Here is a 22,506-nt window from a genome sequence, read left to right on the forward strand (position 1 = left end):
TTACTTTCTATCAGACAATCTGTGTGAGCACTTCGAAGGCAGAATCCAGGTTAAGGAGGTGATCCAACCACAGGTTCCCCTACGGTTACCTTGTTACGACTTCACCCCAGTCATGAATCACAAAGTGGTAAGCGCCCTCCCGAAGGTTAAGCTACCCACTTCTTTTGCAACCCACTCCCATGGTGTGACGGGCGGTGTGTACAAGGCCCGGGAACGTATTCACCGTGGCATTCTGATCCACGATTACTAGCGATTCCGACTTCATGAAGTCGAGTTGCAGACTCCAATCCGGACTACGACGCACTTTATGAGGTCCGCTTGCTCTCGCGAGGTCGCTTCTCTTTGTATGCGCCATTGTAGCACGTGTGTAGCCCTGGTCGTAAGGGCCATGATGACTTGACGTCATCCCCACCTTCCTCCGGTTTATCACCGGCAGTCTCCTTTGAGTTCCCGGCCGAGCCGCTGGCAACAAAGGATAAGGGTTGCGCTCGTTGCGGGACTTAACCCAACATTTCACAACACGAGCTGACGACAGCCATGCAGCACCTGTCTCACGGTTCCCGAAGGCACTAAGGCATCTCTGCCAAATTCCGTGGATGTCAAGACCAGGTAAGGTTCTTCGCGTTGCATCGAATTAAACCACATGCTCCACCGCTTGTGCGGGCCCCCGTCAATTCATTTGAGTTTTAACCTTGCGGCCGTACTCCCCAGGCGGTCGACTTAACGCGTTAGCTCCGGAAGCCACTCCTCAGGGAAACAGCCTCCAAGTCGACATCGTTTACGGCGTGGACTACCAGGGTATCTAATCCTGTTTGCTCCCCACGCTTTCGCACCTGAGCGTCAGTCTTCGTCCAGGGGGCCGCCTTCGCCACCGGTATTCCTCCAGATCTCTACGCATTTCACCGCTACACCTGGAATTCTACCCCCCTCTACGAGACTCAAGCCTGCCAGTTTCAAATGCAGTTCCCAGGTTAAGCCCGGGGATTTCACATCTGACTTAACAGACCGCCTGCGTGCGCTTTACGCCCAGTAATTCCGATTAACGCTTGCACCCTCCGTATTACCGCGGCTGCTGGCACGGAGTTAGCCGGTGCTTCTTCTGCGGGTAACGTCAATCGACCCGGTTATTAACCGCATCGCCTTCTTCCCCGCTGAAAGTACTTTACAACCCGAAGGCCTTCTTCATACACGCGGCATGGCTGCATCAGGCTTGCGCCCATTGTGCAATATTCCCCACTGCTGCCTCCCGTAGGAGTCTGGACCGTGTCTCAGTTCCAGTGTGGCTGGCCATCCTCTCAGACCAGCCAGGGATCGTCGCCTAGGTGAGCCGTTACCCCACCTACTAGCTAATCCCATCTGGGTTCATCCGATAGTGAGAGGCCCGAAGGTCCCCCTCTTTGGTCTTGCGACGTTATGCGGTATTAGCCACCGTTTCCAGTGGTTATCCCCCTCTATCGGGCAGATCCCCAGACATTACTCACCCGTCCGCCACTCGCCACCTGAGAAGCAAGCTTCTCTGTGCTGCCGTTCGACTTGCATGTGTTAGGCCTGCCGCCAGCGTTCAATCTGAGCCATGATCAAACTCTTCATTTAAGTTTGATGCTCAAAGAATTAAACTTCGTAATGAATTACGTGTTCACTCTTGAGACTTGATATTTTTAAAGTCCTTGGACTTATTGATATCTGTCCTGCGAGTGCCCACACAGATTGTCTGATAAATTGTTAAAGAGCATGCCGCTATTACTCAGCGGCGAGGGCTGTGTATATTACGCTTTCCTCCCTCAGAGTCAACCACTTTTTTCAGCGATTTTCTCCGGCGACTCAGCTGCCTGCACCTCCTGAACACCGCATTCCGTAAGCCGTTGTGCCGTGTCAGTGGAGGCGCGTTATAGGGCGTCGTTCAGCAAGCTCAAGGGGTAATATTGAAGTTTTGTATCGTTCGTCCGATTTCTGCACAAAGCGCGCGTTTTTAGCGCTTTTTGATGGCATCAGGCAGGTCGGCCAGCGAATTAATCACCCAGTCGGCCGCCGCCTCCCCTTCCGCCATCACCGCTTTACCGCTGCGCACCAGCACTTTGGTGCCGACGCCCGCCGCGCTGCCAGCCAGCATATCTTCTAATTTATCGCCGACCATATAGGAGGCAGCCATGTCGATATGCAGCTCCTTTTGCGCGGAGAGCAGCATACCCGGCTGCGGTTTACGGCAGTCACAGCTTTGACGGTAGGCTTCGACCGGCGCGTCCGGCAGATGCGGACAGAAATAGATGCCATCGAGATCCACATCGCAGTCCGCCAGCGACCAGTCCATCCACTCGGTCAGCTGCATAAACTGATCTTCCGAGAACATGCCTCGGGCCATGCCTGACTGGTTCGTTACCAGCACCAGCGCAAAGCCCATTTTCTTCAGCGCCTGCAGCGCTTCAATTGTGCCGTCGATAAACTGGAAATTATCGATTTCATGAACATAGCCGTGATCGACGTTCAGGGTGCCATCGCGATCGAGGAAAACAGCCGGGACGTTATTCGCCACTGAGAAACTCCTGCTACAAGATGCTACTAAAATTGCCGCCTAGTATTGCATGATTGCAATAAAAGAGAGAATGGCAGTTTATAGCACTTTGATTGATTTAGACGTCTAGATGCCTTAATATCCGTTCAGCTTTCGCGCTCTGGTCGGCGAAAAGGGTTCCACACCACGGACAACGCAAGACGATAATAAATAATCTAATGATTAACATTGAAAATACCACCAAAGTGTTTCAGCAAGGCTCACGTACGATTCAGGCGCCATCCAACGTCAGCCTGCATGTGCCTGCGGGACAGATATATGGCGTGAATCGGCTTGTCCGGCGCCGGCAAAAGCACGCTGATTCGCTTCGTTAACCTGCTGGAGCGCCCTACCTCAGGACGCGTACTGTTCGATAATCAGGGTCTGACTGCGCTGAGAGAACGTCAGCTGACGCAGGCGCGCCGTCAGATCGGCATGATTTTCCAGCACTCCAACCTGATGAACTAGCGCACGGTATTTGGCAACGTGGCGCTGCCGCTGGAGCTGGGCAGCCTGTCGCGCAACGAAATCAAACAGCGCGTAACAGAGCTGCTGGATCTAGTTGGCCTCGGAGACAAACATGATGCCTGGCCGGCCAATCTTTCCGGCGGCCAGAAGCAGCGCGTCGACATCGCCCGCGCCCTCACCAGCAACCCCAAGGTGCCGCTGTGTGACGAAGCCACCAACGCGCTCGATCCGGCAACTACCCGCTCCATCCTTGAGCTGTTGAAGGATATCAACCGCTGTCTCGGCCTGACGATTCTGCTGATCACGCACGAGATGGACGTAGTGAAGCGCATCTGCGATCAGGTTGTGGTCATCAGCCATGGCGAACTGATTGAGAAAGACAGAGTGAGCGAAGTCTTCTCCCATCCGAAAACGCCGCTGGCGCAGCAGTTCATCCAGTCTACGCTGTACCTCGATATTCCTGACGACTATCAGCAGCGCCTCACGCCGCAGCCCGGCGCAGAGAGCGTGCCACTGCTGCGCCTCGAGTTCACCGGTAAATCAGTTGACGCGCCGCTGCTCTCTGAAGCCGCGCGCCGCTTCAACATCAATAACAACATCATCAGCGCGCAGATAGATTATGCCGGCGGCGTGAAGTTCGGCATTATGCTGGCCGAAATGGAGGGCGCTGAAAGCGACGCAAAAGCCGCGATCGCGTGGCTGTAGGAAAATCATGTCAAAGTAGAGGTGCTGGGTTATGTCTGAGGCGATGATGGCTTTACTAGCGCGCGGCGTCTGGGAAACGCTGATGATGACCTTTGTCTCCGGCTTCTTCGGCTTTGTGCTCTGCCTGCCGGTCGGCGTTCTGCTCTATGTTACCCGTCCGGGACAGATTCGTGAGAATGCCACGCTCTATCGCATCCTGTCGGCGCTGGTGAATATCTTCCGTTCGATTCCCTTTATATCCTGCTGGTCTAGATGATCCCCTTTACCCGCGCCATCGTAGGCACCTCGATTGGCCTGCAGGCAGCTATCGTGCCGCTGACCGTCAGCGCCGCGCCCTTTATCGCGCGTATGGTAGAGAATGCGCTGCTGGAACTACCGACCGGACTGATTGAGGCCTCACGCGCCATGGGCGCGACGCCGCTGCAGATTGTCCGCAAGGTGCTGCTGCCGGAAGCGCTGCCCAGTCTGGTCAACGCCGCAACCATTACCCTGATCACCCAGGTCGGCTACTCCGCCATGGGCGGCGCGGGCGGCGCCGGCGGGCTGGGACAGATCGGCTACCAGTACGGCTATATCGGCTATGACGCCACTGTGATTAATACGGTTCTCGTGTTGCTGGTGGTATTGGTATATTTAATTCAGTTTTGTGGCGACCGCGTTGTGCGTACCGTGTCCCATAAATAAGTGCAATATCATTATGTCTCCATAAGCAAGAGATATGACTTTTACATTTAAAAAGATTGCCGCTGTGAGTGCACTGATTAGCGCAATTGCGCTGGCAGGATGCGATCGGCGCGGAGCAGCAGGTCGCGGAAGCGGCGCAAAAAGTGGCGAAGGATAAATATGGCCTTGATGTCGAGCTAGTGACCTTCAACGACTACGTACTGCCGAACGAAGCGCTGAGCAAAGGCGACATCGACGTCAACGCCTTCCAGCACAAGCCTTACCTGGATCAGCAGATCAAAGATCGCGGCTACAAGCTGGTGCCGGTCGGCAACTCCTTCGTTTATCCGATTGCTGGCTACTCGAAAAAATAAAATCGCTGGACGAGCTGCAGAACGGTGCGCAGGTAGCGATTCCTAACTATCCGAGCAATCTTGGTCGTTCGCTGCCGCTGCAGAACGTGGGCCTGATCAAGCTGAAAGAGGGCGTCGGCCTGCTGCCGACCTCGCTCGATATTGTCGAGAACCTGAAAAACCTGAAGATCGTCGAGCTGGAAGCGCCGCAGCTGCCACGCTCGCTGGATGACCAGCAGATCGCGCTGGCAGTGGTCAACACCACCTGCGCCAGCCAGATCGGCCTGACACCGGCCAAATACGGCATCTTCGTTGAAGACAAAGATTCCCCTTAACTTGAACCTGATCGTCCGCCGCGAAGACAACAAAGACGCGGAAAACTTGAAGAAGTTCGTGCAGGCTTACCAGTCCGACGAAGCCGCGGAAGCCGCGAACAAAATCTTCAACGGCGGCGCCGTAGAAAGGCTGGTAATCCCTTTCCTGACACTTCTGACCAGGGCGGCACTTAGCCGCCCTTTCTTTTACGCCGCATCCGCCGCTACTTGTTATTTCGCCTGGTCCTTGTTTCAATAACGCCACTTTTTACAACCTTGAGGATGTTGCCATGCGTTTATTACCGCTCTGCTTGTTGGCATTGATGCTAACCGGGTGCGTTCACGAATATCACCCGATAAGCAGCGGCCCCCTTCATTCGCAGCCATCCCACGAGCCGGCGCGTGAGCCGATGCCGCGTCCCGCGCCGGTTAAAGTCTATACCGACGCTGCCGATCTGATGAGCAAGCCGTTCCGCGATCTGGGCGAAGTGGCCGGCGACGATTGTCAGAGCAGCCGACAGGATTCGCCACCTAATCTCGCCACCGCGCGCAAGCGCCTGCAGGTTAAAGCGTCCTATCTGAAAGCCAATGCCGTCCTGCTGCACAAGTGCGAAATCGTCAGCAGCACGCCGGGCTGCTATCGTCAGGCGATCTGTCAGGGCTCCGCGCTGAAATTGAATCAATGAGCGCATTCGCCTTCGAGCAGATCGGCGTGATCCGTTCGCCGTGGAAAGAGAAGTTCGCCGTTCCGCGTCAGCCGGGCCTGGTGCAGGACGGCCACGGCGAACTGCACCTGCTAGCGCTCTACAACCAGCCGGAAGCGGTGCGCGGTCTGGAGAGCTTTAGCCATCAGTGGGTGCTGTTTGTGTTTCATCAGACCATGGCGGGCGGCTGGCCTCCCACGGTGCGGCCGCCGCGCCTGGTCGGCAACGCCCGCATGGACGTTTTCGCGACGCGCTCGACCTTTCGCCCTAATCCCATCGGCATGTCGCTGGTCGAACTAAAGGGTATACGCTGCGAGAAGCAGCAGGTGATCCTGCAGCTCGGGAGCCTGGATATGGTGGACGGCACGCCGGTAATGGATATCAAGCCCTACCTGCCCCTTGCCGAGGCGCTGCCGCAGGCGTGAACCGGTTTCGCGCAGGCGGCGCCTGCAGCCGATATGCCGGTGCGCTTCTCGCCGCAGGCTGAGCAGCAGCGCGCCGTTCCCCATCTGGAGCGCTTTATCCGCGAGGTGCTAGCGCCGGATCCGAGTCCCGCCTATCGCAAAGGCGAGGCGCAGACGCGCGACTATGCCGTCTGGCTGCTCGATTTCAACATGCGCTGGCGCGTCGATGAAACCGGCACCGAGGTCATAGCGCTCGACCCGTGTGAAAACGCGCTTTTGAGCCCGTAAACTCACTGGTACACTAGTAGCCGCCAACAAAAATTTTCTCAGTGACTTTTCCGTTCAACAGGAATCTTAATCAATGCGTACTACTCAATATTTGCTCTCCACTCTGAAGGAGACGCCCTCCGATGCGGAAGTGATCAGCCACCAGCTGATGCTGCGCGCCGGGATGATCCGCAAACTGGCTTCCGGTCTCTATACCTGGCTGCCGACCGGTTTACGCGTGCTGAAAAAAGTCGAAAACATCGTGCGCGAAGAGATGAACAACGCGGGCGCGATTGAGATCTCCATGCCGGTGGTGCAGCCTGCCGATCTGTGGCAGGAGAGCGGGCGCTGGGAGCAGTACGGTCCGGAACTGCTGCGAATAGCCGACCGCCACGACCGTCCGTTCGTGCTGGGTCCGACGCACGAAGAGGTGATCACCGATCTGATCCGCAACGAGCTCAGCTCCTACAAGCAGCTGCCGCTGAACCTTTATCAGATCCAGACCAAATTCCGCGATGAAGTGCGCCCGCGCTTCGGCGTGATGCGCTCGCGTGAGTTCATCATGAAGGACGCCTACTCCTTCCATACTACGCAGGAGTCGCTGCAGGAAACTTACGACGCGATGTACCGCGCCTACAGCAACAGCTTTAGCCGCATGGGCCTCGACTTCCGCGCGGTACAGGCGGACACCGGCTCTATCGGCGGCAGCGTGTCGCACGAATTCCAGGTACTGGCGCAGAGCGGCGAAGATGACGTGATCTTCTCCACCGAATCGGACTACGCCGCCAATATCGAAATGGCCGAAGCGATGGCACCGGCGGGCGATCGTCCGCAGCCGACCCAGGCGCTGGCGCAGATCGACACACCGAACGCCAAAACCATCGCCGAGCAGGTAGAGCAGTTCCAGCTGCCGATTAAGAAAACCGTCAAGACCCTGATGGTGAAAGCCACTGAAGAGAGCGGCCATACGCTGGTCGCGCTGCTAGTGCGCGGCGATCATGAGCTGAACGAGCTCAAGGCCGAGAAGCTCGACATCGTCGCCTCACCGCTGACGTTCGCTACCGAAGAAGAGATCCGCGCGGCAGTCGGCGCCGGCCCAGGCTCGCTTGGCCCGGTAGGTCTGGCGATGCCGATCGTTGCCGACCATAGCGTCGACAAGATGAGCGACTTCAGCACCGGCGCCAACGTCGACGGCAAACACTATGTCGGCATCAACTGGGAACGCGATCTGCCGCAGGCGATGGTGGCCGATATCCGCAACGTGGTGGAAGGCGATCCGAGCCCGGACGGTAAAGGCACACTGCAGATCAAACGCGGCATCGAAGTGGGCCATATCTTCCAGCTCGGCACCAAGTACTCTGAAGCGATGAAGGCGGCGGTTCAGGGCGAAGATTGTCGCAACCAGGTCATGACCATGGGCTGCTACGGCATCGGCATCACCCGCGTGATAGCGGGGGCGATCGAGCAGAACCACGACGAACACGGCATTATCTGGCCGACGGCACTGGCGCCGTTCGAGGTGGCGATTCTGCCGATGAACATGCATAAATCCTTCCGTGTAAAAGAGCTGGCGGAAGAGCTTTATCACACCCTGCGCGCCAAAGGCGTTGAGGTGATCCTCGACGACCGTAAAGAGCGTCCGGGTGTGATGTTCGCCGATATGGAACTGATTGGCGTGCCACACACCATCGTCATCGGCGACCGCAATCTTGATAACGAAGAGATCGAGTACAAGGCGCGCCGCGCCGGCGAAAAAGAGATGATCAAACAAGGCGACATCGTCGAGTTCCTGCTGAAGGCGCTCAACAAGTAATGCCCCGCTCGCCCCCGCCTGCGGGGGCATTTTTTTTACAGCACTTTTCCCCGCAGCGACTTGGTCGAACTGCGCCGCGCTTTGCCTTCCAGCTGCCGCTCTTTCGAGGCCCGCGTCGGTCGCGTCGCGCGTCGCGCCTTTTCTACGCGCGTCAGCTTCTGAATCAGACTCACCAGCCGCTGAATCGCCGCCTCGCGGTTCATCTCCTGGCTGCGATACTCCTGCACTTTGATAATCACCATGCCTTCCGGCGTAATCAGGTGGTGCTTCGCCGCCAGCAAACGCTGCTTGTGAAACGGCGGCAGCGACGACGCGGCGATATCGAAACCCAGATGAATGGCGGTGCTGGTTTTATTAACGTGCTGGCCACCTGCGCCCTGGGCGCGAATGGCGCTCAGCTCAACTTCACTGTCCGGTAGCTCAACCGTGCGCGAAACCTTAATCATCCATCACCTAAACGCGCGGCGCTCTGTTTAACCTGTTCATCAACTTAACCTTTTGTGCTTGCTGTTTTCGCGGCTTAGCCAGCGAATTCTGTTACTTTAGCGCCTTTCGGCGACGCGATCCTGCTTTGCCTTGGCTGAAATCCCGGAAATGCCTGTGATATAGTGCCTCAGGCAACCAGAGTATTCTTGCTCTGCTGAGGAGGTGCACGTGCAAAAATATTGTGAATTAGTTTGCCAGAAGTATGCCGAGATCGGCAGCGGCGAACAGGGATATGTGCCCGACGCGATCGGATGCGTTTTACAGGCACTCGATGATATTGCCGCAAATTCTGCGCTAAACTCTTCTGACAGGGAACAGGCAGTGTACGCCGCTGCAAACTTATTGGTAAGCGACTATGTCGACGAATGAAGCCTACAAACCCATCAACTGCGACGATTACGACAACCTGGAACTCGCCTGCACCAGACGCTGGACGCTAGAGCTGACCCTGAAAAACGGCGAAGCGCTGAAGGCGAAAGCGACCGATATGGTTTCACGTAAAAACGTCGAATACCTGACGATCGACCACTCTGGTGAAACGCGCGAGTTACGCCTCGATCACATCGCCAGCTTCAGCCATCCTGAGCTGGGCACCGTTGTCGTCAGCGAAGAGTAACGACAACGCCACGGGCGGGATCTTTCCGCCCCCTTCCTCGCCTACGGCTTCAGCGACCCATAGTAAGCCGACAAATCCGCCATATCGCTGTCGCTCAACCCTGCTGAAAACGCCTTCATCACTTCCGCCTGTCCGCCGCTGCGCTCGCCTTTTTTATAGACCTGCAGCGCATGTTAAGGTAGGCGGCGTTCTGCCCGGTAATATTAGGAGAGCGGCACGCTGCTTTTCCCTGCTACGCCGTGGCAGACGGTGCAGGCCGCCGACTTCTCGCGCCCGCGTGGCTGTCGCCGTCCGCCAGTGCCGGCCAGGCCGCCGTCAGCAACAGTACGGCCAGTAATTTGCTTATGTTTGCTCTCCAGCATTATCGTTATTGTTGCCAGACCGCCTGCCAGCCCGCGGCATCCGCAGCGGCGCCTTCCCGGGTAACGAACAGGCCGGGCGCGCAGACAAGCGTCTGATTGTAGTAAATAAGGGGAATGCGTTCGCGCTGCCACGGCGGGATCGCCAGCTCCTGCCACAGCTTTTTGATCTCACGCCCGCCGGCGCGCCCCACCAGATGAAAGTAGCCCTGCGCCTGAAAGCGCACGCTGATCTGCTCGCCGGCGTTGGGCTGGCGCAACACCGACGGCGCGCCGTGCGCGTGCAGCGCACCGAGCTGCTGCGGCAGCGCCAGCGGCTGACTGCGATCGCGCCAGCAGAGCACCTCATCGCGCAGCGAGGCGCGGCGCGGCAGCCAGCAGAGTTTGTCGCGGTAGCGGCGCGCCTCTGCGTCGCCAAACCGCAGGCGCGGCTGCGCATCCTCGCGGCTTAGCATGACCTCCTGACGCAGACGCGACAGCGCCGCGCGCGACGCCATCGGCGCGCCCTGCCGGGCAATCCAGCGGCGCAGCAGCGCGTTGGCGCGCGCCTCGCTCATCTGCAACAGCGGCGGGAAAAAGAGGCTGCCGTCAGGCTGCATCAGACCGTCCAGCTGCTCCGCCAGCAGCTCGTCCAGCAGCTGCTCCTGCTCGCCGCACAGCGCCGCGCTGCGCACGCACGCCTCGGCGAAGCGCGGCCAGCGCGCCTGTAGTTCAGGCAGCAGGCGCTGGCGCAAGAAGTTACGGTCGTAACGCGTATCCTGATTGCTTTCGTCTTCGATCCAGCACAGCTGATGATGCTGCGTATAGGCTTCCAGCTGGTGGCGCGACTGTTCGAGCAGCGGGCGTAGCAGGACGCGGCCGTGCTGCTCTCGCCGCACCGGCATCGCCGCCAGCCCGGCGGGACCACTGCCGCGCTTCAGCGCCAGCAGCAGCGTTTCGCACTGGTCGTCGAGATGCTGCGCGGTCAGCAGCCACTCTTCCGGCGCCAGCGCCGCGGTCAGCACCTGATAGCGCGCGGCGCGCGCGGCGCCCTCAATGCCCTCTTCGCGCGCGTTGATCTGCACGCGCAGCACTTCGCAGCGCAGCTGCCAGGCATCGCAAAGCGCCACGCAGTGCGCCGCCCAGCTGTCGGCGTTGGGGCTTAATCCGTGATGGACGTGCAGCGCGCGCAGGCGCGTTCGCGGGTGCGCCGCGCGCCAGCGAACCAGCTGGTGCAGCAGCACGGTGGAATCGAGACCGCCGCTGAAGGCCACCACCAGCGCGGCATCGGCGGGTAACAGCGAGGCGAGATGTGACAAAGACATAGCGCGTTCCAGAATCGGGGCCGCCGAATGCGGCCCGTCGTGCGCTATTTTACGCCTGATAAAGCTCCAGTGACAAACCTTTCGGGTCGGCGAAGAAGGTGCACTGCTTCCCGGTCAGCTCGTCGATGCGGATCGGCTCGCAGGTAACGCCTTTCTCCGCCAGCGTGGCGACAGCCGCCGCGACGTCTGGCACGGCAAACGCCTAGATGGCGCAGGCCGCAGGCTTTAGGATGGCTGACGCGTGCCGGCGGCAAGGGAAAAGAGAACAGCTCAATGGTGTACTGGCCTTCAGCGCCAGGTCGCCCTTCCATGAATCGCGCGCCTCGCGATAGTATTCCCCCATCAGCGTGAAGCCGAGTACGTCGTAGTAGAACGCCTTGCTGCGCGCGTAGTCGGTGGCGATGATAGCGATATGGTGGATATGAGATAACTGCAGCATAACGACTCCCTGGCTGTTTTTGCCTATCCTGCAGCGTCTGGCTACGGCTTGCAATGCGCAATTGTCTGAAGCCGCAGCCTTTTTCGCTATTCCGCCCCGTTTTTCAGCACGCGCACCCGGTAGTCGCCCTCTTCCGTCAGCGTGGCGCCGTGAATATCGGTTTCAAAGCCGGGATAGTGGCGTCCAATGGTGCAGAGCATCAGCAGGAAGTCGAGCACCGCGCGGCTCTCTTCGGTGATAATCTCGCCCGGCATCACCAGCGGCACGCCCGGCGGATAGGGCAGGATCATATTGGCGGAGACGCGTCCCACCAGCTCGCTGAGATCTACCGTTTCCGCCTTGCCCTGCACCTGCTGCTGAAACGCCTGGTGCGGCGTCATCTTAATCTCCGGCAGCACGTCGAACGCCTTCAGCATCAGGCGCGGCAGATCGTGCTGGCGAATCAGCTGGTGGATGCCCTGCGCCAGCTTCTGGATGCGCATATTGCGGTAGAAGTCAGGATCTTCGGCGTATAGATCCGGCAGCATGTTTTTCACCCGCAGGTTGAGATCGTAGGCGCGCTTGAACTCGGTCAGGCCGCGCAGCACGCTCATCGCACGGGTTTTATCAATGCCGATACTAAAGAGAAACAGCAGGTTATAAGGCCCGGTTTTTTCCACCACGATGCCGCGCTCGTCGAGGAACTTCGCCACCAGCGCCGCCGGTATCCCCTCTTCCGACATGTCGCCCAGCTTACTCATACCTGGCGTCAAGATAGTGACCTTGATGGGATCGAGGTACATGTGATCGGCGTCCGCCTGGGTAAAGCCGTGCCACGCCTCTTCGCCCGGCTGGATCGGCCAGCATTCCGCTTCGTCGACGTGCTCCGGCTGCCAGATATCGAAGAACCAGCTGTCGGACTCCTCGTGCAGCCGCTGGATCTCGCGGCGAAAGTGCAGCGCGCGCTCCACCGAGCGGTTGATTAGCCGCCTGCCCGGATTGCCGCGCAGCATCGCCGCCGCGGTTTCAATCGACGAGACGATGGCGTAGTTGGGCGAGGTGGTGGTGTGCATTATGTAGGCTTCGTTAAAGATCTGCTCGTCGTAGTCGCCTTTAATGTGGATCAGTGAGGCCTGAGAAAAGGCGGCCAGCAGCTTATGGGTCGACTGGGTCTCATACACCACTTTGCCGGGCGTGCGCTCGCCGCTCATACCGCTCTTGCCCGCATAAATGGGATGAAAGTTGGTATAGGGCACCCAGGCTGAATCGAAATGGATCGACGGCACCTCCAGCGTCTGCTTGATGTATTGCGTGTTGTAGAGCAGGCCGTCGTAGGTAGAGTTAGTGATGACGGCGTGCACCGGCCAGCTGGCGCGCGGAGTGGCCGCCACCTTCTGCTCAATGCTGTCGCGGGTAAACTCCCGTTTCGGGATGCCGCCGAGAATGCCGAGCGCGTTGCGCGTCGGCTTCAGCCAGATCGGCACGATATCGCTCATCATCAGCAGATGGGTCAGCGATTTATGGCAGTTGCGGTCAATCAACACCGTGCTGCCCGCCGGCGCGGCGTACATGCCGACAATTTTATTCGAGGTCGAGGTGCCGTTGGTCACCATATAGCTCTGCTCTGCACCGAAGGTACGGGCGACATAATCCTCCGCCTCGAGATGCGGGCCGGTGTGATCGAGCAGCGAGCCCAGCTCCGTCACCGAAATCGAAATATCCGCTTTCAGCGTATTAGCGCCGAAAAAGTCGTAAAAGAGGCTGCCGACCGGGCTTTTCTGAAAGGCGGTGCCGCCCATATGGCCGGGCGTACAGAAAGTGTACTTGCCCTCTTTCACATAGGTGAACAGCGCCCTGGTAAGCGGCGGCGTGATATGGTCGATGTAGTCGTCGGTGTACCGCCGGATGTGCAGCGCAATATCGTCCGCAACGCTCAGCGCATATTCAAAGAAGTGCAGCGCCATGCGCATTTCATTGATGCTGACGTCCATCTGCGAATGGGTGTTGATAAAGGCGTAGAGCGGCAGATGTTCGTTGAGCTGGTTGATATCGGCGCAGAGAGCGGGACTGTTGTGCGCGCCCCAGTCGAAGATAACGCCGCAGATGCGCGGGTTATGCTCAATCAGCTTTAGCAGGTCATCGATGTTTTTCGGGTAGATGATCTGAAAGCCCTGCTGCGTCAGCGCCGTATCCAGTTCGCGCAGCGGCTCATCTTTGTAGAAAACGCCGTGCGAACCCATAATCGCCAGAATATTCAATGCGCACCTCCCTTTTATGTGCACTGTTAAGCATAGCGAAGAGTAGCGGCAGGCTGCTGTCGGAATGCTCCCTCTCTTGCGGCCGTAGCACAGGCATAAAAAAAGCGGACCGGAGTCCGCTTATCAGGCTTTTGCGCGCTTACGAGTAGCCGTAGCTCATCAGACGCTGATAGCGACGGTCGAGCATCTCTTCAGTGCTCAGCGCGTCCAGATCGGCGAGATCCGCCAGTAGCTGGTTTTTCAGCGACAGCGCCATATCCACCGGCTGGCGATGCGCGCCGCCCAGCGGTTCTGGAATAATCGAGTCGATCAGCTTCAGCTCTTTCAGGCGGTTGGCCGTAATGCCCATCGCCTCCGCCGCCAGCGGGGCTTTATCCGCGCTTTTCCACAGAATCGAGGCGCAGCCTTCCGGCGAAATCACCGAGTAGGTGCTGTACTGCAACATATTCACCTTGTCGCCGACGCCAATCGCCAGTGCGCCGCCGGAGCCGCCTTCGCCGATCACGGTACAGATCACCGGAATTTTCAGGCCGGACATTTCGCGCAGGTTACGGGCGATCGCTTCCGACTGGCCGCGCTCTTCCGCGCCCACGCCCGGATAGGCGCCCGGCGTGTCGATAAAGGTGATCAGCGGCATTTTAAAGCGCTCGGCCATCTCCATCAGGCGCAGCGCTTTGCGGTAGCCTTCCGGCGCCGGCATGCCGAAGTTGCGGCGGATTTTCTCTTTGGTTTCGCGACCTTTTTGATGACCAATGATCATGACCGGGCGACCGTCGAGACGGGCGATGCCGCCAACGATCGCTTTGTCGTCAGCGTAGGCGCGATCGCCAGCCAGCTCGTCAAAGTCGTCAAAAGCGTTGCGAACGTAATCCAGCGTATAGGGACGCAGCGGATGACGTGCCAGCTGTGCGACCTGCCATGCGCCTAAATCGGCGAAGATTTTACGCGTCAGCTCTACGCTTTTCTCGCGCAGACGCTGCACTTCCTCGTCCAGATTAATATGTTTATCATCCTGACGGCCAATCGACGTCAGCGAATCGATTTTCGCCTCCAGTTCTGCGATTGGCTGTTCAAAATCTAAGTAATTAAGACTCATAATGTTCCTGTTTTAGTCAAACTCCAGTTCAACCTGCTCCGACCCTATCAACGAGCGTAAATCGTTGAGCAGGCGATCGCTGGGCGAAATACGCCACGCTGCACCAAAGCGTAGCTTCGCTCGCGCATCGGCTCTCTGATAGTAGAGATTCACCGGAATCGTCCCCGAGCGATAGGGCTCAAGAGACTGGCGGAGCCGGTCTAATAGCTGGTCATCAATTTGCCTATCCGTCAGCGAGATAGCAAGTCCACGCGCGTATTTTTCGCGCGCTTCGTCAATATCCATGACTTCTCGGGCGGTCATTTTAAGGCCGCCGCTGAAGTCATCAAAGCTGACCTGTCCGCTGACGATCAGGATACGGTCTTTCTTCAGCAGCTGCTGGTACTGATCTAACGCATCGGTAAATAACATCACTTCCAGACGGCCGGAACGGTCGTCCAGAGTACAGATACCAATTCGGTTGCCGCGCTTGGTCACCATCACGCGCGCCGCCACCACCAGCCCGGCGGCGACGGTAATTTTACCACACTCGGTGGGATGCATGTCCTTCAGGCGCATGCCGCCCACGTAGCGCTCAATCTCTTTCAGATACTGGTTGATCGGGTGGCCGGTCAGATAGAGGCCGAGCGTTTCGCGCTCGCCGTCAAGCTGCACCTGCTCGGGCCACGGCGTCACGCTGGCGTAGGATTTATCTACCTGCTCCGGCTCTTCCGCCAGCACGCCGAACATGTCCGCCTGGCCAATCGCCTCCGCTTTGGCGTGCTGATCCGCCGCCTTCAGCGCGTTGCTGAGGGAGCTCATCAGCGCCGCGCGGTGCGGCCCGAGGCGATCGAAGGCGCCCGACATGATCAGCTTCTCCATCACGCGGCGGTTGATCTTTTTGGTATCGGTGCGCGCGCAGAGATCGAACAGCTCGCGGAAGTAGCCATCCTGGTTGCGCGCCTCGAGGAGCGCTTCGATCGGCCCTTCGCCGACCCCTTTGATCGCGCCAATGCCGTAGACGATCTCGCCGTCGTCGTTGACGTGGAACTGATAGAGGCCGGAGTTGATATCCGGCGGCAGCACTTTCAGCCCCATGCGCCAGCACTCGTCCACCAAGCCAACCACCTTCTCGGTGTTATCCATATCGGCGGTCATCACCGCCGCCATAAATTCGGCCGGATAGTGCGCCTTCAGCCACAGCGTCTGGTAGGAAACCAACGCGTAGGCGGCGGAGTGCGATTTGTTAAAGCCGTAGCTGGCAAACTTTTCCACCAGGCCGAAGATCTTCATCGACAGCTCGCCGTCGATGCCCATGCTTTCCGCGCCCTCTTTAAACACCGAGCGCTGCTTGGCCATCTCCTCCGGTTTCTTTTTCCCCATGGCGCGACGCAGCATATCCGCGCCGCCCAGCGTATAGCCGGAGAGCACCTGGGCTATCTGCATCACCTGTTCCTGATAGAGGATGATGCCGTAGGTCGGCTGCAGCACTGGCTTCAGGCTCTCATGCTGCCACTGGATATCGGGATAGGAGATCGCCTCGCGCCCGTGCTTACGGTCGATAAAGTTATCCACCATGCCCGACTGCAGCGGGCCGGGACGAAACAGCGCCACCAGTGCGATCATATCTTCAAAGCAGTCCGGCTTCAGGCGCTTGATCAAGTCTTTCATGCCGCGCGATTCAAGCTGGAACACCGCCGTGGTTTCCGCGCGCTGCAGCATATCGAAGCTTTTTTTATCATCCAGCGGGATGGCGGTGATATCGATCGGCGGCAGCCCCTGCTTTTCGCGTCGCGGATTGATCATCTTCATCGCCCAGTCGATGATGGTGAGCGTGCGCAGACCGAGGAAGTCAAACTTCACCAGACCGGCGTACTCCACGTCGTTCTTGTCGAACTGCGTCACCGGATGATTGCCGTTTTCGTCGCAGTAGAGCGGCGCAAAGGCAGTAATTTTCGTCGGGGCGATCACTACCCCACCGGCGTGCTTGCCGGCGTTGCGCGTCACACCTTCCAGCTTGCGCGCCATGTCGATCAGCGCCTTGACCTCTTCGTCCGCGTCGTACATCTCCGGCAGCTGCGGCTCGACGGCGAACGCTTTCTCCAGCGTCATGCCGGGATCTGGCGGGATCAGCTTGGATATGCGATCGACGAAGCCGTAGGAATGGCCGAGCACGCGGCCGACGTCGCGGATGACCGCTTTCGCCGCCATGGTGCCGAAGGTAATGATCTGCGACACCGCCTCGCGGCCATACATTTCGGCGACGTGATCGATCACCTGATCGCGCTTTTCCATGCAGAAGTCGACGTCGAAGTCGGGCATTGAGACGCGTTCCGGGTTAAGAAAGCGTTCGAACAGCAGATCGAACTCCAGCGGATCGAGATCGGTAATTTTCAGCGCGTAGGCGACCAGCGAGCCGGCGCCGGAACCGCGTCCTGGCCCCACCGGAATGCCGTTGTCCTTCGACCACTGGATAAACTCCATCACGATCAGGAAATAGCCGGGGAAGCCCATCTGGTTGATAACGTTGAGTTCCACTTCCAGACGTTCGTCATATTCAGGACGCTTCTGCGCACGCACTTCCGGATCGGGAAAGAGAAACTCCAGGCGCTCTTCCAGCCCTTCGCGCGACTTCATCACCAGAAAATCTGCGGTGCTCATGTCGCCGGTCGGGAACTGCGGCAGAAAGTACTCGCCGAGGCGCACCGTGACGTTGCAGCGCTTAGCAATCTCTACGCTGTTTTCCAGCGCTTCCGGGATGTCCGAAAACAGCTCGCACATCTCCTCTTCACTGCGCATATATTGCTGAGGACTGTAGTTGCGCGGGCGCTTGGGATCGTCAAGGGTGTAGCCGTTGTGAATGGCGACGCGAATTTCGTGCGCGTCGAAATCCTCTTCGTTAATAAAGCAAACTTCGTTGGTGGCGACCACCGGCACGCCTTCGGCGATGGCAAGCTCCACCGCGGCGTGCAGATAGCTCTCTTCGTCCGGGCGCCCGGTGCGCGTCAGCTCAAGGTAGTAGCGATTCGGGAAGTGCTCCTGATAGAAGCTCAGGCACTGCGCCACCAGCGCGCTGTTGCCACGCAGCAGGCTGCGACCGACGTCGCCGCGGCGGCCGCCGGAAAGCAGGATTAACCCCTCACCCAGCTCCACCAGCCAGTCACGGTCGATAACCGGCCCGGCAAAGCCGTAGCCGCGCTGATAGGCGCGGGAGATCAGCAGCGTCAGGTTTTGATAGCCGACGTTGTTGGCGGCGAGCACCGTCAGCTGCGCCAGCTCATCGCCCATCAGCTCGCTGGCGACGTTGAAGTCCGCGCCGATAATCGGTTTGATCCCCGCGCCGTGCGCGCTGCCGTAGAAGCGCACCAGCCCGCACAGGTTGGTGAAGTCCGTAATGGCGATAGCCGGCATGCCGAGCGCAGCCGCCTTTTTGACCAGCGGCCCGGTTTTCGCCAGGCCATCGACCATTGAGTAATCACTGTGAACGCGCAGATGTATAAAACGAGGTTCAGCCATATCATTTTCCGGTTAAAACAGCATCAGGCTATGAAAGCGTTGTCGGCTGGCCTGCGGCCAGCACGTCGGCATCAATCAGGGCGTTGCGCACCGGCGCAAAGCTGCGACGATGGTGCGGCGTGGCGCCGTGTTGCGTCAGTTTTTCCATATGCAGCGCCGTGGGATAGCCTTTGTGCTGCGCAAAGCCATAGTCAGGAAACAGCAAATCCAGCGCCGCCATTTCCCGGTCGCGCGTCACCTTAGCGATAATCGACGCCGCGCTGATTTCGGCCACCAGGCTATCGCCCTTCACCACCGCCTGCGACGGCATCGGCAGCGCGGGACAGCGGTTGCCGTCCACCAGCACGAAATCGGGCGTGATGGCCAGACCAGCCACCGCGCGCTGCATCGCCAGCATCGTGGCATGCAGAATATTGATCTGGTCAATCTCCTGCGGCTCGGCGCGCCCCAAGCTCCACGCCAGCGCTTTATCTTTGATCTCGTCGAACAGGGCGAGACGGCGCTTTTCCGACAGTTTTTTCGAGTCGGCCAGCCCCTTGATCGGGTTAGCGGGATCGAGGATCACCGCCGCCGTCACCACCGCACCGACCAGCGGGCCGCGACCCACTTCGTCAACGCCCGCAATTAGACGGGCGTCAGGATAGATAAAATCAGCCATTGGCGATCTCCAGTACGGCGTCCGCTGCCTGTTCGTCGGCGTTCCAGCGGATCTGCTGATGCAGCTCACTGAAGGTCGCCAGCAGCGCATCGCGCTCTGGCCCGGCATGCAGCAGCGGCTCTAGCGCCGCCGCCAGTGCGTGCGGTTCGCACTCCTCCTGTAGCAGCTCTTTCACCAGCTCGCGTCCCGCCAGCAGATTCGGCAGCGAGACGTAAGGCGTCTTCACCAGCCGCTTCGCCAGCCAGAAGGTCGTGGGCCTCATACGGTAGCCGACCACCATCGGGCATTTTGCCAGCATACACTCCAGCGCGGCAGTGCCGGATGCCAGAATCGCGGCGTCGCTCGCAATCATCGCTTCGCACCCCTTGCCGTTCAGCAGGTGCATCGGCAATTCCGGGGCGATATCGGCTTTGATCTGCTCGAACTGCGCGCGATGCTTCACATTAACCAGCGGCACCACAATCTCTAGCGCCGGATAGCGCATGCGCAGCAGCTGTGCCGCCTGCAGAAAATCGGCGCTGAGCATCTCCACTTCCAGATGGCGGCTGCCGGGCAGCAGCGCCAGGCAGATCGCCCCGTCGGCGATGCCGAGTTCGCGACGCGGCGCCAGCTTGTCCGGCTGCAGCGGCATCGCGTCCGCCATGGTATGGCCGATAAAGCGGCACGGCACGTTATAGCGATCGTAGAAGGCTTTTTCAAACGGCAGAAAGGCTAGCACCAGATTGGTGTTGCGGCCGATCTTAAATACGCGCTTTTGCCGCCACGCCCAGACCGACGGGCTGACGTAGTGAATAGTGCGGATGCCGTTGCGCTTCAACCGTCCTTCCAGCGTGATATTGAAATCGGGCGCGTCGATGCCTACGAAAACGTCCGGCTGAAGTTCGGTAAAGCGCTGCGTCAGGTCGCGGCCGATTTTCATCAGGCGCGGCAGACGACCCAGCACTTCAACGATGCCCATCACCGCCAGCTCTTCCATCTCATACCAGGTTTCGCAGCCTTCGGCCTGCATGCGCGGGCCGGCCACGCCGACAAAGCGGGCGTCAGGATGGCGTGTTTTGAGCACGTGGATCAGGCCGGCGCCAAGAATATCGCCGGAGGTTTCTCCGGCGACCAGGGCTATAGTAAGGGGACGCACTGACATTGATTAACGAATTAACCCACGCGTAGAACGGGCAAAGAAGTCGTAGAACGGCTGCACTTCGCTATGCTGCTGCGCCAGCGCTTCGATCTCCGGCTTCGCTTCGTCCAACGTTTTATTGCTGCGGTAAAGGATTTTGTAGGCGTTGCGGATGCCATGCAGCGCCTCTTTGCTGAAGCCGCGACGCTTCAGGCCCTCAATGTTGATGCCGAACGGCGTCGCGTGGTTGCCCTGCGCGATCACATACGGCGGCACATCCTGCGCGACGCCTGAACAACCGCCTACCATCACGTGCGCGCCGATGGTGCACCACTGATGCACCGACGTCATGCCGCCGATAATCACAAAGTCGTCCACGGTGACGTGGCCGCCCAGCGTAGCATTGTTAGCGAAGATGCAGCGGTTGCCGATCACGCAGTCGTGCGCGATATGGGCGTTCACCATTAGCAGGTTATCGCTGCCGACAGTAGTGACGCCGCCGCCCTGCACGGTGCCGCGATGAATGGTGACGCTTTCGCGAATGCGGTTGCGATCGCCGACTTCAACACGCGTCGGCTCGCCCGCATATTTCAGGTCCTGATTCACTTCGCCGATTGAGGCGAACTGATAGATCTGGTTATCTTTCCCGATGCGCGTGTGGCCGTTGACGACCACGTGCGATTTCAGGACCGTGCCCTCACCGATCTCCGCATGGGCGCCAATAAAGCAGAACGGACCGATGTGAATATTGGGACCGATAACGGCCCCTTCTTCGATGACGGCACTGGTATGGATGGTGGCGGTTGGATCAATCACAGATTATGCCTCCCGGCTACGGGCACACATCATGGTCGCTTCACAGACAATCTTGCCGTCAACGGTCGCCACGCCCTTAAAGCGCGTCAAACCGCGGCGGGTTTTCTCGAATGTCACTTCCATAATCATTTGATCGCCTGGCACGACCGGACGTTTGAAACGGGCTTCGTCGATACCGGCGAAATAGTAGAGTTCGCCCGGCTCCAGTTTACCGACGCTTTTAAACGCCAGGATACCGGTGGCCTGAGCCATGGCTTCAAGGATCAGAACGCCCGGGAAAATCGGTTTACCAGGGAAATGCCCCTGGAAAAACGGTTCGTTTACAGAGACGTTCTTTACCGCGCGCAGATACTTGTGCTCTTCAAACTCCAGCACGCGATCAACCAGCAAAAACGGGTAGCGGTGCGGCAGCAGCTCTAAAATTTCTTCAATTTTCAGAGTATGAGTTTCAGTAGTCAAAATACTCTTCCTGTCCTAAAAAATCTGATGACATCAATAACACGGCCTGCACGGATCACCAAGATCCTCCGCAGGCCGAAATCGGTTCAATGGCGCCGGGCTTTCCTGCTTTGCAGTTTTTATTGGAAAAGCCGGTCGCATGTGGGATGGCGTTTAGTCGTCTTTTTTGCCGACCTTCCGCTCGATGGCTTTTAAGCGCTTGCTCATGTCATCGATGTTCATCACCAGCGCTGCAGTTTTGCGCCAGGTTTTGTTGGGTTGTAGCGGGATGCCCGACGAGTATACCCCAGGCTCTGTGATAGGACGCATAACCATGCCCATACCGGTCACAGTCACCTTGTCACAGATTTCCATATGGCCGTTAATGACGCTGGCACCGCCAATCATACAGTAACGTCCAATTTTCAAACTACCCGCCATGATCACACCACCCGCTACCGCGGTGTTGTCGCCAATAACCACGTTGTGTGCGATCTGACACTGGTTGTCTATGATAACACCATTGCCAATCAGAGTGTTATCCAGCGCGCCACGATCGATGGTGGTACAGGCGCCAATTTCCACGCGATCGCGGATAATAACAGCGCCAAGCTGAGGAATTTTCACCCAATTGCCGCGATCGTTGGCATAGCCGAAACCATCCGCGCCAATAACGGTGCCAGACTGAATCAGACAATCCTGACCGATTTCAATTTCGTGATAGACGGTGACGTTGGCCCAGAGACGGCTGTTGTTGCCGATGCGCGTCTTTTTACCGACGAAGCAGCCGGCGCCGATCACCACGTTGTCGCCCAGCACCACGTCAGATTCGATCACCGCGTTGGCGCCGATCGAGACGTTTTGCCCGAGCTGCGCGCTGGGATCGATTACCGCACTCGGCGCGATGTTCTGCACCGGCTGCGGCGTAGTATCCAGCAGCTGCGCCATGCGCGCGTAGGTCAGATAGGGGTTTTTCACTACCAGCGCGGCCGAGTGGCACCACTCCAGATCCGCTTCCGTCAGCACCACGGCCGAAGCCTGACACTGTGCGAGCTGCTCGCGGTAGCGGCTGTTGCTGAGAAATGTGATTTGGCCGGTTCGGGCGGATTGCATAGAAGCAATGCCGGAGATGGCGAGGTCGCCATCTCCGTGCAATTCTGCATCCAACTGCTGGGCTAAATCAGCCAGTCGAATTGATGACATCGA

At 58.6% G+C, this 22,506-nt stretch carries 15 protein-coding genes, 1 rRNA gene and 6 pseudogenes; 8 read left to right on the forward strand and 14 right to left on the reverse strand.

Features of this window, described 5'->3' with window-relative positions:
• Positions 1-51 precede the first annotated feature (51 nt).
• Together EIO60_RS06945 and gmhB are read right to left on the reverse strand one after the other, a co-directional pair.
• Positions 52-1,593: ribosomal RNA gene (locus tag EIO60_RS06945) — 16S ribosomal RNA — on the reverse strand.
• A gap of 376 nt (positions 1,594-1,969) precedes the next feature.
• Entirely contained in the window at positions 1,970-2,530 is a 561-nt protein-coding gene (gene gmhB / locus EIO60_RS06950) for a D-glycero-beta-D-manno-heptose 1,7-bisphosphate 7-phosphatase (protein WP_258576314.1), read from the reverse strand.
• Between the two features lie 197 nt (positions 2,531-2,727).
• On the opposite strand from gmhB, the pseudogene metN reads away from it, so the two are divergent.
• From metN to proS, 6 genes and pseudogenes are all read left to right on the forward strand, one after another.
• Positions 2,728-3,721, forward strand: a pseudogene (gene metN / locus EIO60_RS06955) (methionine ABC transporter ATP-binding protein MetN).
• A gap of 31 nt (positions 3,722-3,752) precedes the next feature.
• A pseudogene (locus EIO60_RS06960) lies at positions 3,753-4,405 on the forward strand (methionine ABC transporter permease MetI).
• A 34-nt stretch (positions 4,406-4,439) separates the two neighbouring features.
• Positions 4,440-5,209, forward strand: a pseudogene (locus EIO60_RS06965) (MetQ/NlpA family lipoprotein).
• 132 nt (positions 5,210-5,341) lie between these two features.
• Positions 5,342-5,737: an envelope stress sensor lipoprotein RcsF gene (gene rcsF, locus EIO60_RS06970; protein ID WP_258576315.1), complete on the forward strand. Its 396-nt coding sequence runs from the start codon at positions 5,342-5,344 to the stop codon at positions 5,735-5,737.
• A pseudogene (tsaA, locus tag EIO60_RS06975) lies at positions 5,734-6,447 on the forward strand (tRNA (N6-threonylcarbamoyladenosine(37)-N6)-methyltransferase TrmO). Before rcsF ends, tsaA begins: the two are co-directional and overlap by 4 nt.
• A gap of 73 nt (positions 6,448-6,520) precedes the next feature.
• A complete protein-coding gene (gene proS / locus EIO60_RS06980; protein ID WP_258576316.1) occupies positions 6,521-8,239 on the forward strand; it encodes a proline--tRNA ligase in 1,719 nt (572 codons plus the stop codon).
• Positions 8,240-8,274: 35 nt separating this feature from the next.
• Here the strand turns inward: proS and arfB are convergent, their stop codons facing one another.
• Positions 8,275-8,685: an alternative ribosome rescue aminoacyl-tRNA hydrolase ArfB gene (arfB, locus tag EIO60_RS06985; RefSeq protein ID WP_258576317.1), complete on the reverse strand. Its 411-nt coding sequence runs from the start codon at positions 8,683-8,685 to the stop codon at positions 8,275-8,277.
• A 208-nt stretch (positions 8,686-8,893) separates the two neighbouring features.
• On the opposite strand from arfB, the gene EIO60_RS06990 reads away from it, so the two are divergent.
• Both EIO60_RS06990 and rof read left to right on the forward strand, forming a co-directional pair.
• Entirely contained in the window at positions 8,894-9,094 is a 201-nt protein-coding gene (locus EIO60_RS06990; protein WP_258576536.1) for a YaeP family protein, read from the forward strand.
• Complete coding sequence (rof, locus tag EIO60_RS06995; protein WP_258576318.1) at positions 9,081-9,341, forward strand: Rho-binding antiterminator; 261 nt, start codon at positions 9,081-9,083, stop codon at positions 9,339-9,341. Before EIO60_RS06990 ends, rof begins: the two co-directional genes overlap by 14 nt.
• 41 nt (positions 9,342-9,382) lie before the next feature.
• Here rof and EIO60_RS07000 read toward each other — a convergent pair.
• The 11 genes and pseudogenes from EIO60_RS07000 to lpxD all read right to left on the reverse strand — a co-directional run bounded on the left by EIO60_RS07000 (position 9,383) and on the right by lpxD (position 22,503).
• Positions 9,383-9,687, reverse strand: a pseudogene (locus EIO60_RS07000) (c-type cytochrome).
• A 21-nt stretch (positions 9,688-9,708) separates the two neighbouring features.
• Positions 9,709-11,004 carry a tRNA lysidine(34) synthetase TilS gene (gene tilS, locus EIO60_RS07005; protein ID WP_258576319.1) on the reverse strand — a complete coding sequence of 432 codons (1,296 nt, stop codon included), beginning with the start codon at positions 11,002-11,004 and terminating at the stop codon, positions 9,709-9,711.
• Positions 11,005-11,053: 49 nt separating this feature from the next.
• Positions 11,054-11,443 (reverse strand): annotated as a pseudogene (locus EIO60_RS07010) (VOC family protein).
• Positions 11,444-11,529: 86 nt separating this feature from the next.
• Entirely contained in the window at positions 11,530-13,680 is a 2,151-nt protein-coding gene (locus EIO60_RS07015; protein ID WP_258576320.1) for a lysine decarboxylase LdcC, read from the reverse strand.
• 139 nt (positions 13,681-13,819) lie between these two features.
• Positions 13,820-14,776: an acetyl-CoA carboxylase carboxyl transferase subunit alpha gene (gene accA / locus EIO60_RS07020; RefSeq protein WP_258576321.1), complete on the reverse strand. Its 957-nt coding sequence runs from the start codon at positions 14,774-14,776 to the stop codon at positions 13,820-13,822.
• A gap of 12 nt (positions 14,777-14,788) precedes the next feature.
• A complete protein-coding gene (gene dnaE, locus EIO60_RS07025) occupies positions 14,789-18,271 on the reverse strand; it encodes a DNA polymerase III subunit alpha (RefSeq protein ID WP_258576322.1) in 3,483 nt (1,160 codons plus the stop codon).
• Between the two features lie 28 nt (positions 18,272-18,299).
• Positions 18,300-18,929, reverse strand: a complete 630-nt coding sequence (gene rnhB / locus EIO60_RS07030; protein ID WP_258576323.1) for a ribonuclease HII — start codon at positions 18,927-18,929, stop codon at positions 18,300-18,302.
• On the reverse strand, positions 18,922-20,070 hold the full coding sequence (gene lpxB / locus EIO60_RS07035; protein ID WP_258576324.1) for a lipid-A-disaccharide synthase: 1,149 nt from the start codon (positions 20,068-20,070) through the stop codon (positions 18,922-18,924). Before lpxB ends, rnhB begins: the two co-directional genes overlap by 8 nt.
• 3 nt (positions 20,071-20,073) lie before the next feature.
• The gene (gene lpxA, locus EIO60_RS07040) at positions 20,074-20,862 is read right to left on the reverse strand and encodes an acyl-ACP--UDP-N-acetylglucosamine O-acyltransferase (RefSeq protein WP_258576325.1); all 789 of its coding nucleotides are present in this window, start codon (positions 20,860-20,862) and stop codon (positions 20,074-20,076) included.
• A 3-nt stretch (positions 20,863-20,865) separates the two neighbouring features.
• Entirely contained in the window at positions 20,866-21,321 is a 456-nt protein-coding gene (fabZ, locus tag EIO60_RS07045) for a 3-hydroxyacyl-ACP dehydratase FabZ (RefSeq protein WP_013507953.1), read from the reverse strand.
• 153 nt (positions 21,322-21,474) lie between these two features.
• Positions 21,475-22,503, reverse strand: a complete 1,029-nt coding sequence (gene lpxD / locus EIO60_RS07050; protein ID WP_258576326.1) for a UDP-3-O-(3-hydroxymyristoyl)glucosamine N-acyltransferase — start codon at positions 22,501-22,503, stop codon at positions 21,475-21,477.
• Positions 22,504-22,506: the final 3 nt, after the last annotated feature.

This window comes from Candidatus Pantoea persica (genome assembly GCF_013753875.1).
GTDB lineage: Bacteria > Pseudomonadota > Gammaproteobacteria > Enterobacterales > Enterobacteriaceae > Pantoea > Pantoea persica.

Bases quoted from the DNA above. Each gene is read 5' to 3' on its own strand.
- rcsF (WP_258576315.1), top strand. From the start codon at position 5,342: ATGCGTTTATTACCGCTCTGCTTGTTGGCATTGATGCTAACCGGGTGC.
- proS (WP_258576316.1), top strand. From the start codon at position 6,521: ATGCGTACTACTCAATATTTGCTCTCCACTCTGAAGGAGACGCCCTCC.
- arfB (WP_258576317.1), bottom strand. From the start codon at position 8,685: ATGATTAAGGTTTCGCGCACGGTTGAGCTACCGGACAGTGAAGTTGAG.
- rof (WP_258576318.1), top strand. From the start codon at position 9,081: ATGTCGACGAATGAAGCCTACAAACCCATCAACTGCGACGATTACGAC.
- tilS (WP_258576319.1), bottom strand. From the start codon at position 11,004: ATGTCTTTGTCACATCTCGCCTCGCTGTTACCCGCCGATGCCGCGCTG.
- accA (WP_258576321.1), bottom strand. From the start codon at position 14,776: ATGAGTCTTAATTACTTAGATTTTGAACAGCCAATCGCAGAACTGGAG.
- dnaE (WP_258576322.1), bottom strand. From the start codon at position 18,271: ATGGCTGAACCTCGTTTTATACATCTGCGCGTTCACAGTGATTACTCA.
- rnhB (WP_258576323.1), bottom strand. From the start codon at position 18,929: ATGGCTGATTTTATCTATCCTGACGCCCGTCTAATTGCGGGCGTTGAC.
- lpxB (WP_258576324.1), bottom strand. From the start codon at position 20,070: ATGTCAGTGCGTCCCCTTACTATAGCCCTGGTCGCCGGAGAAACCTCC.
- lpxD (WP_258576326.1), bottom strand. From the start codon at position 22,503: ATGTCATCAATTCGACTGGCTGATTTAGCCCAGCAGTTGGATGCAGAA.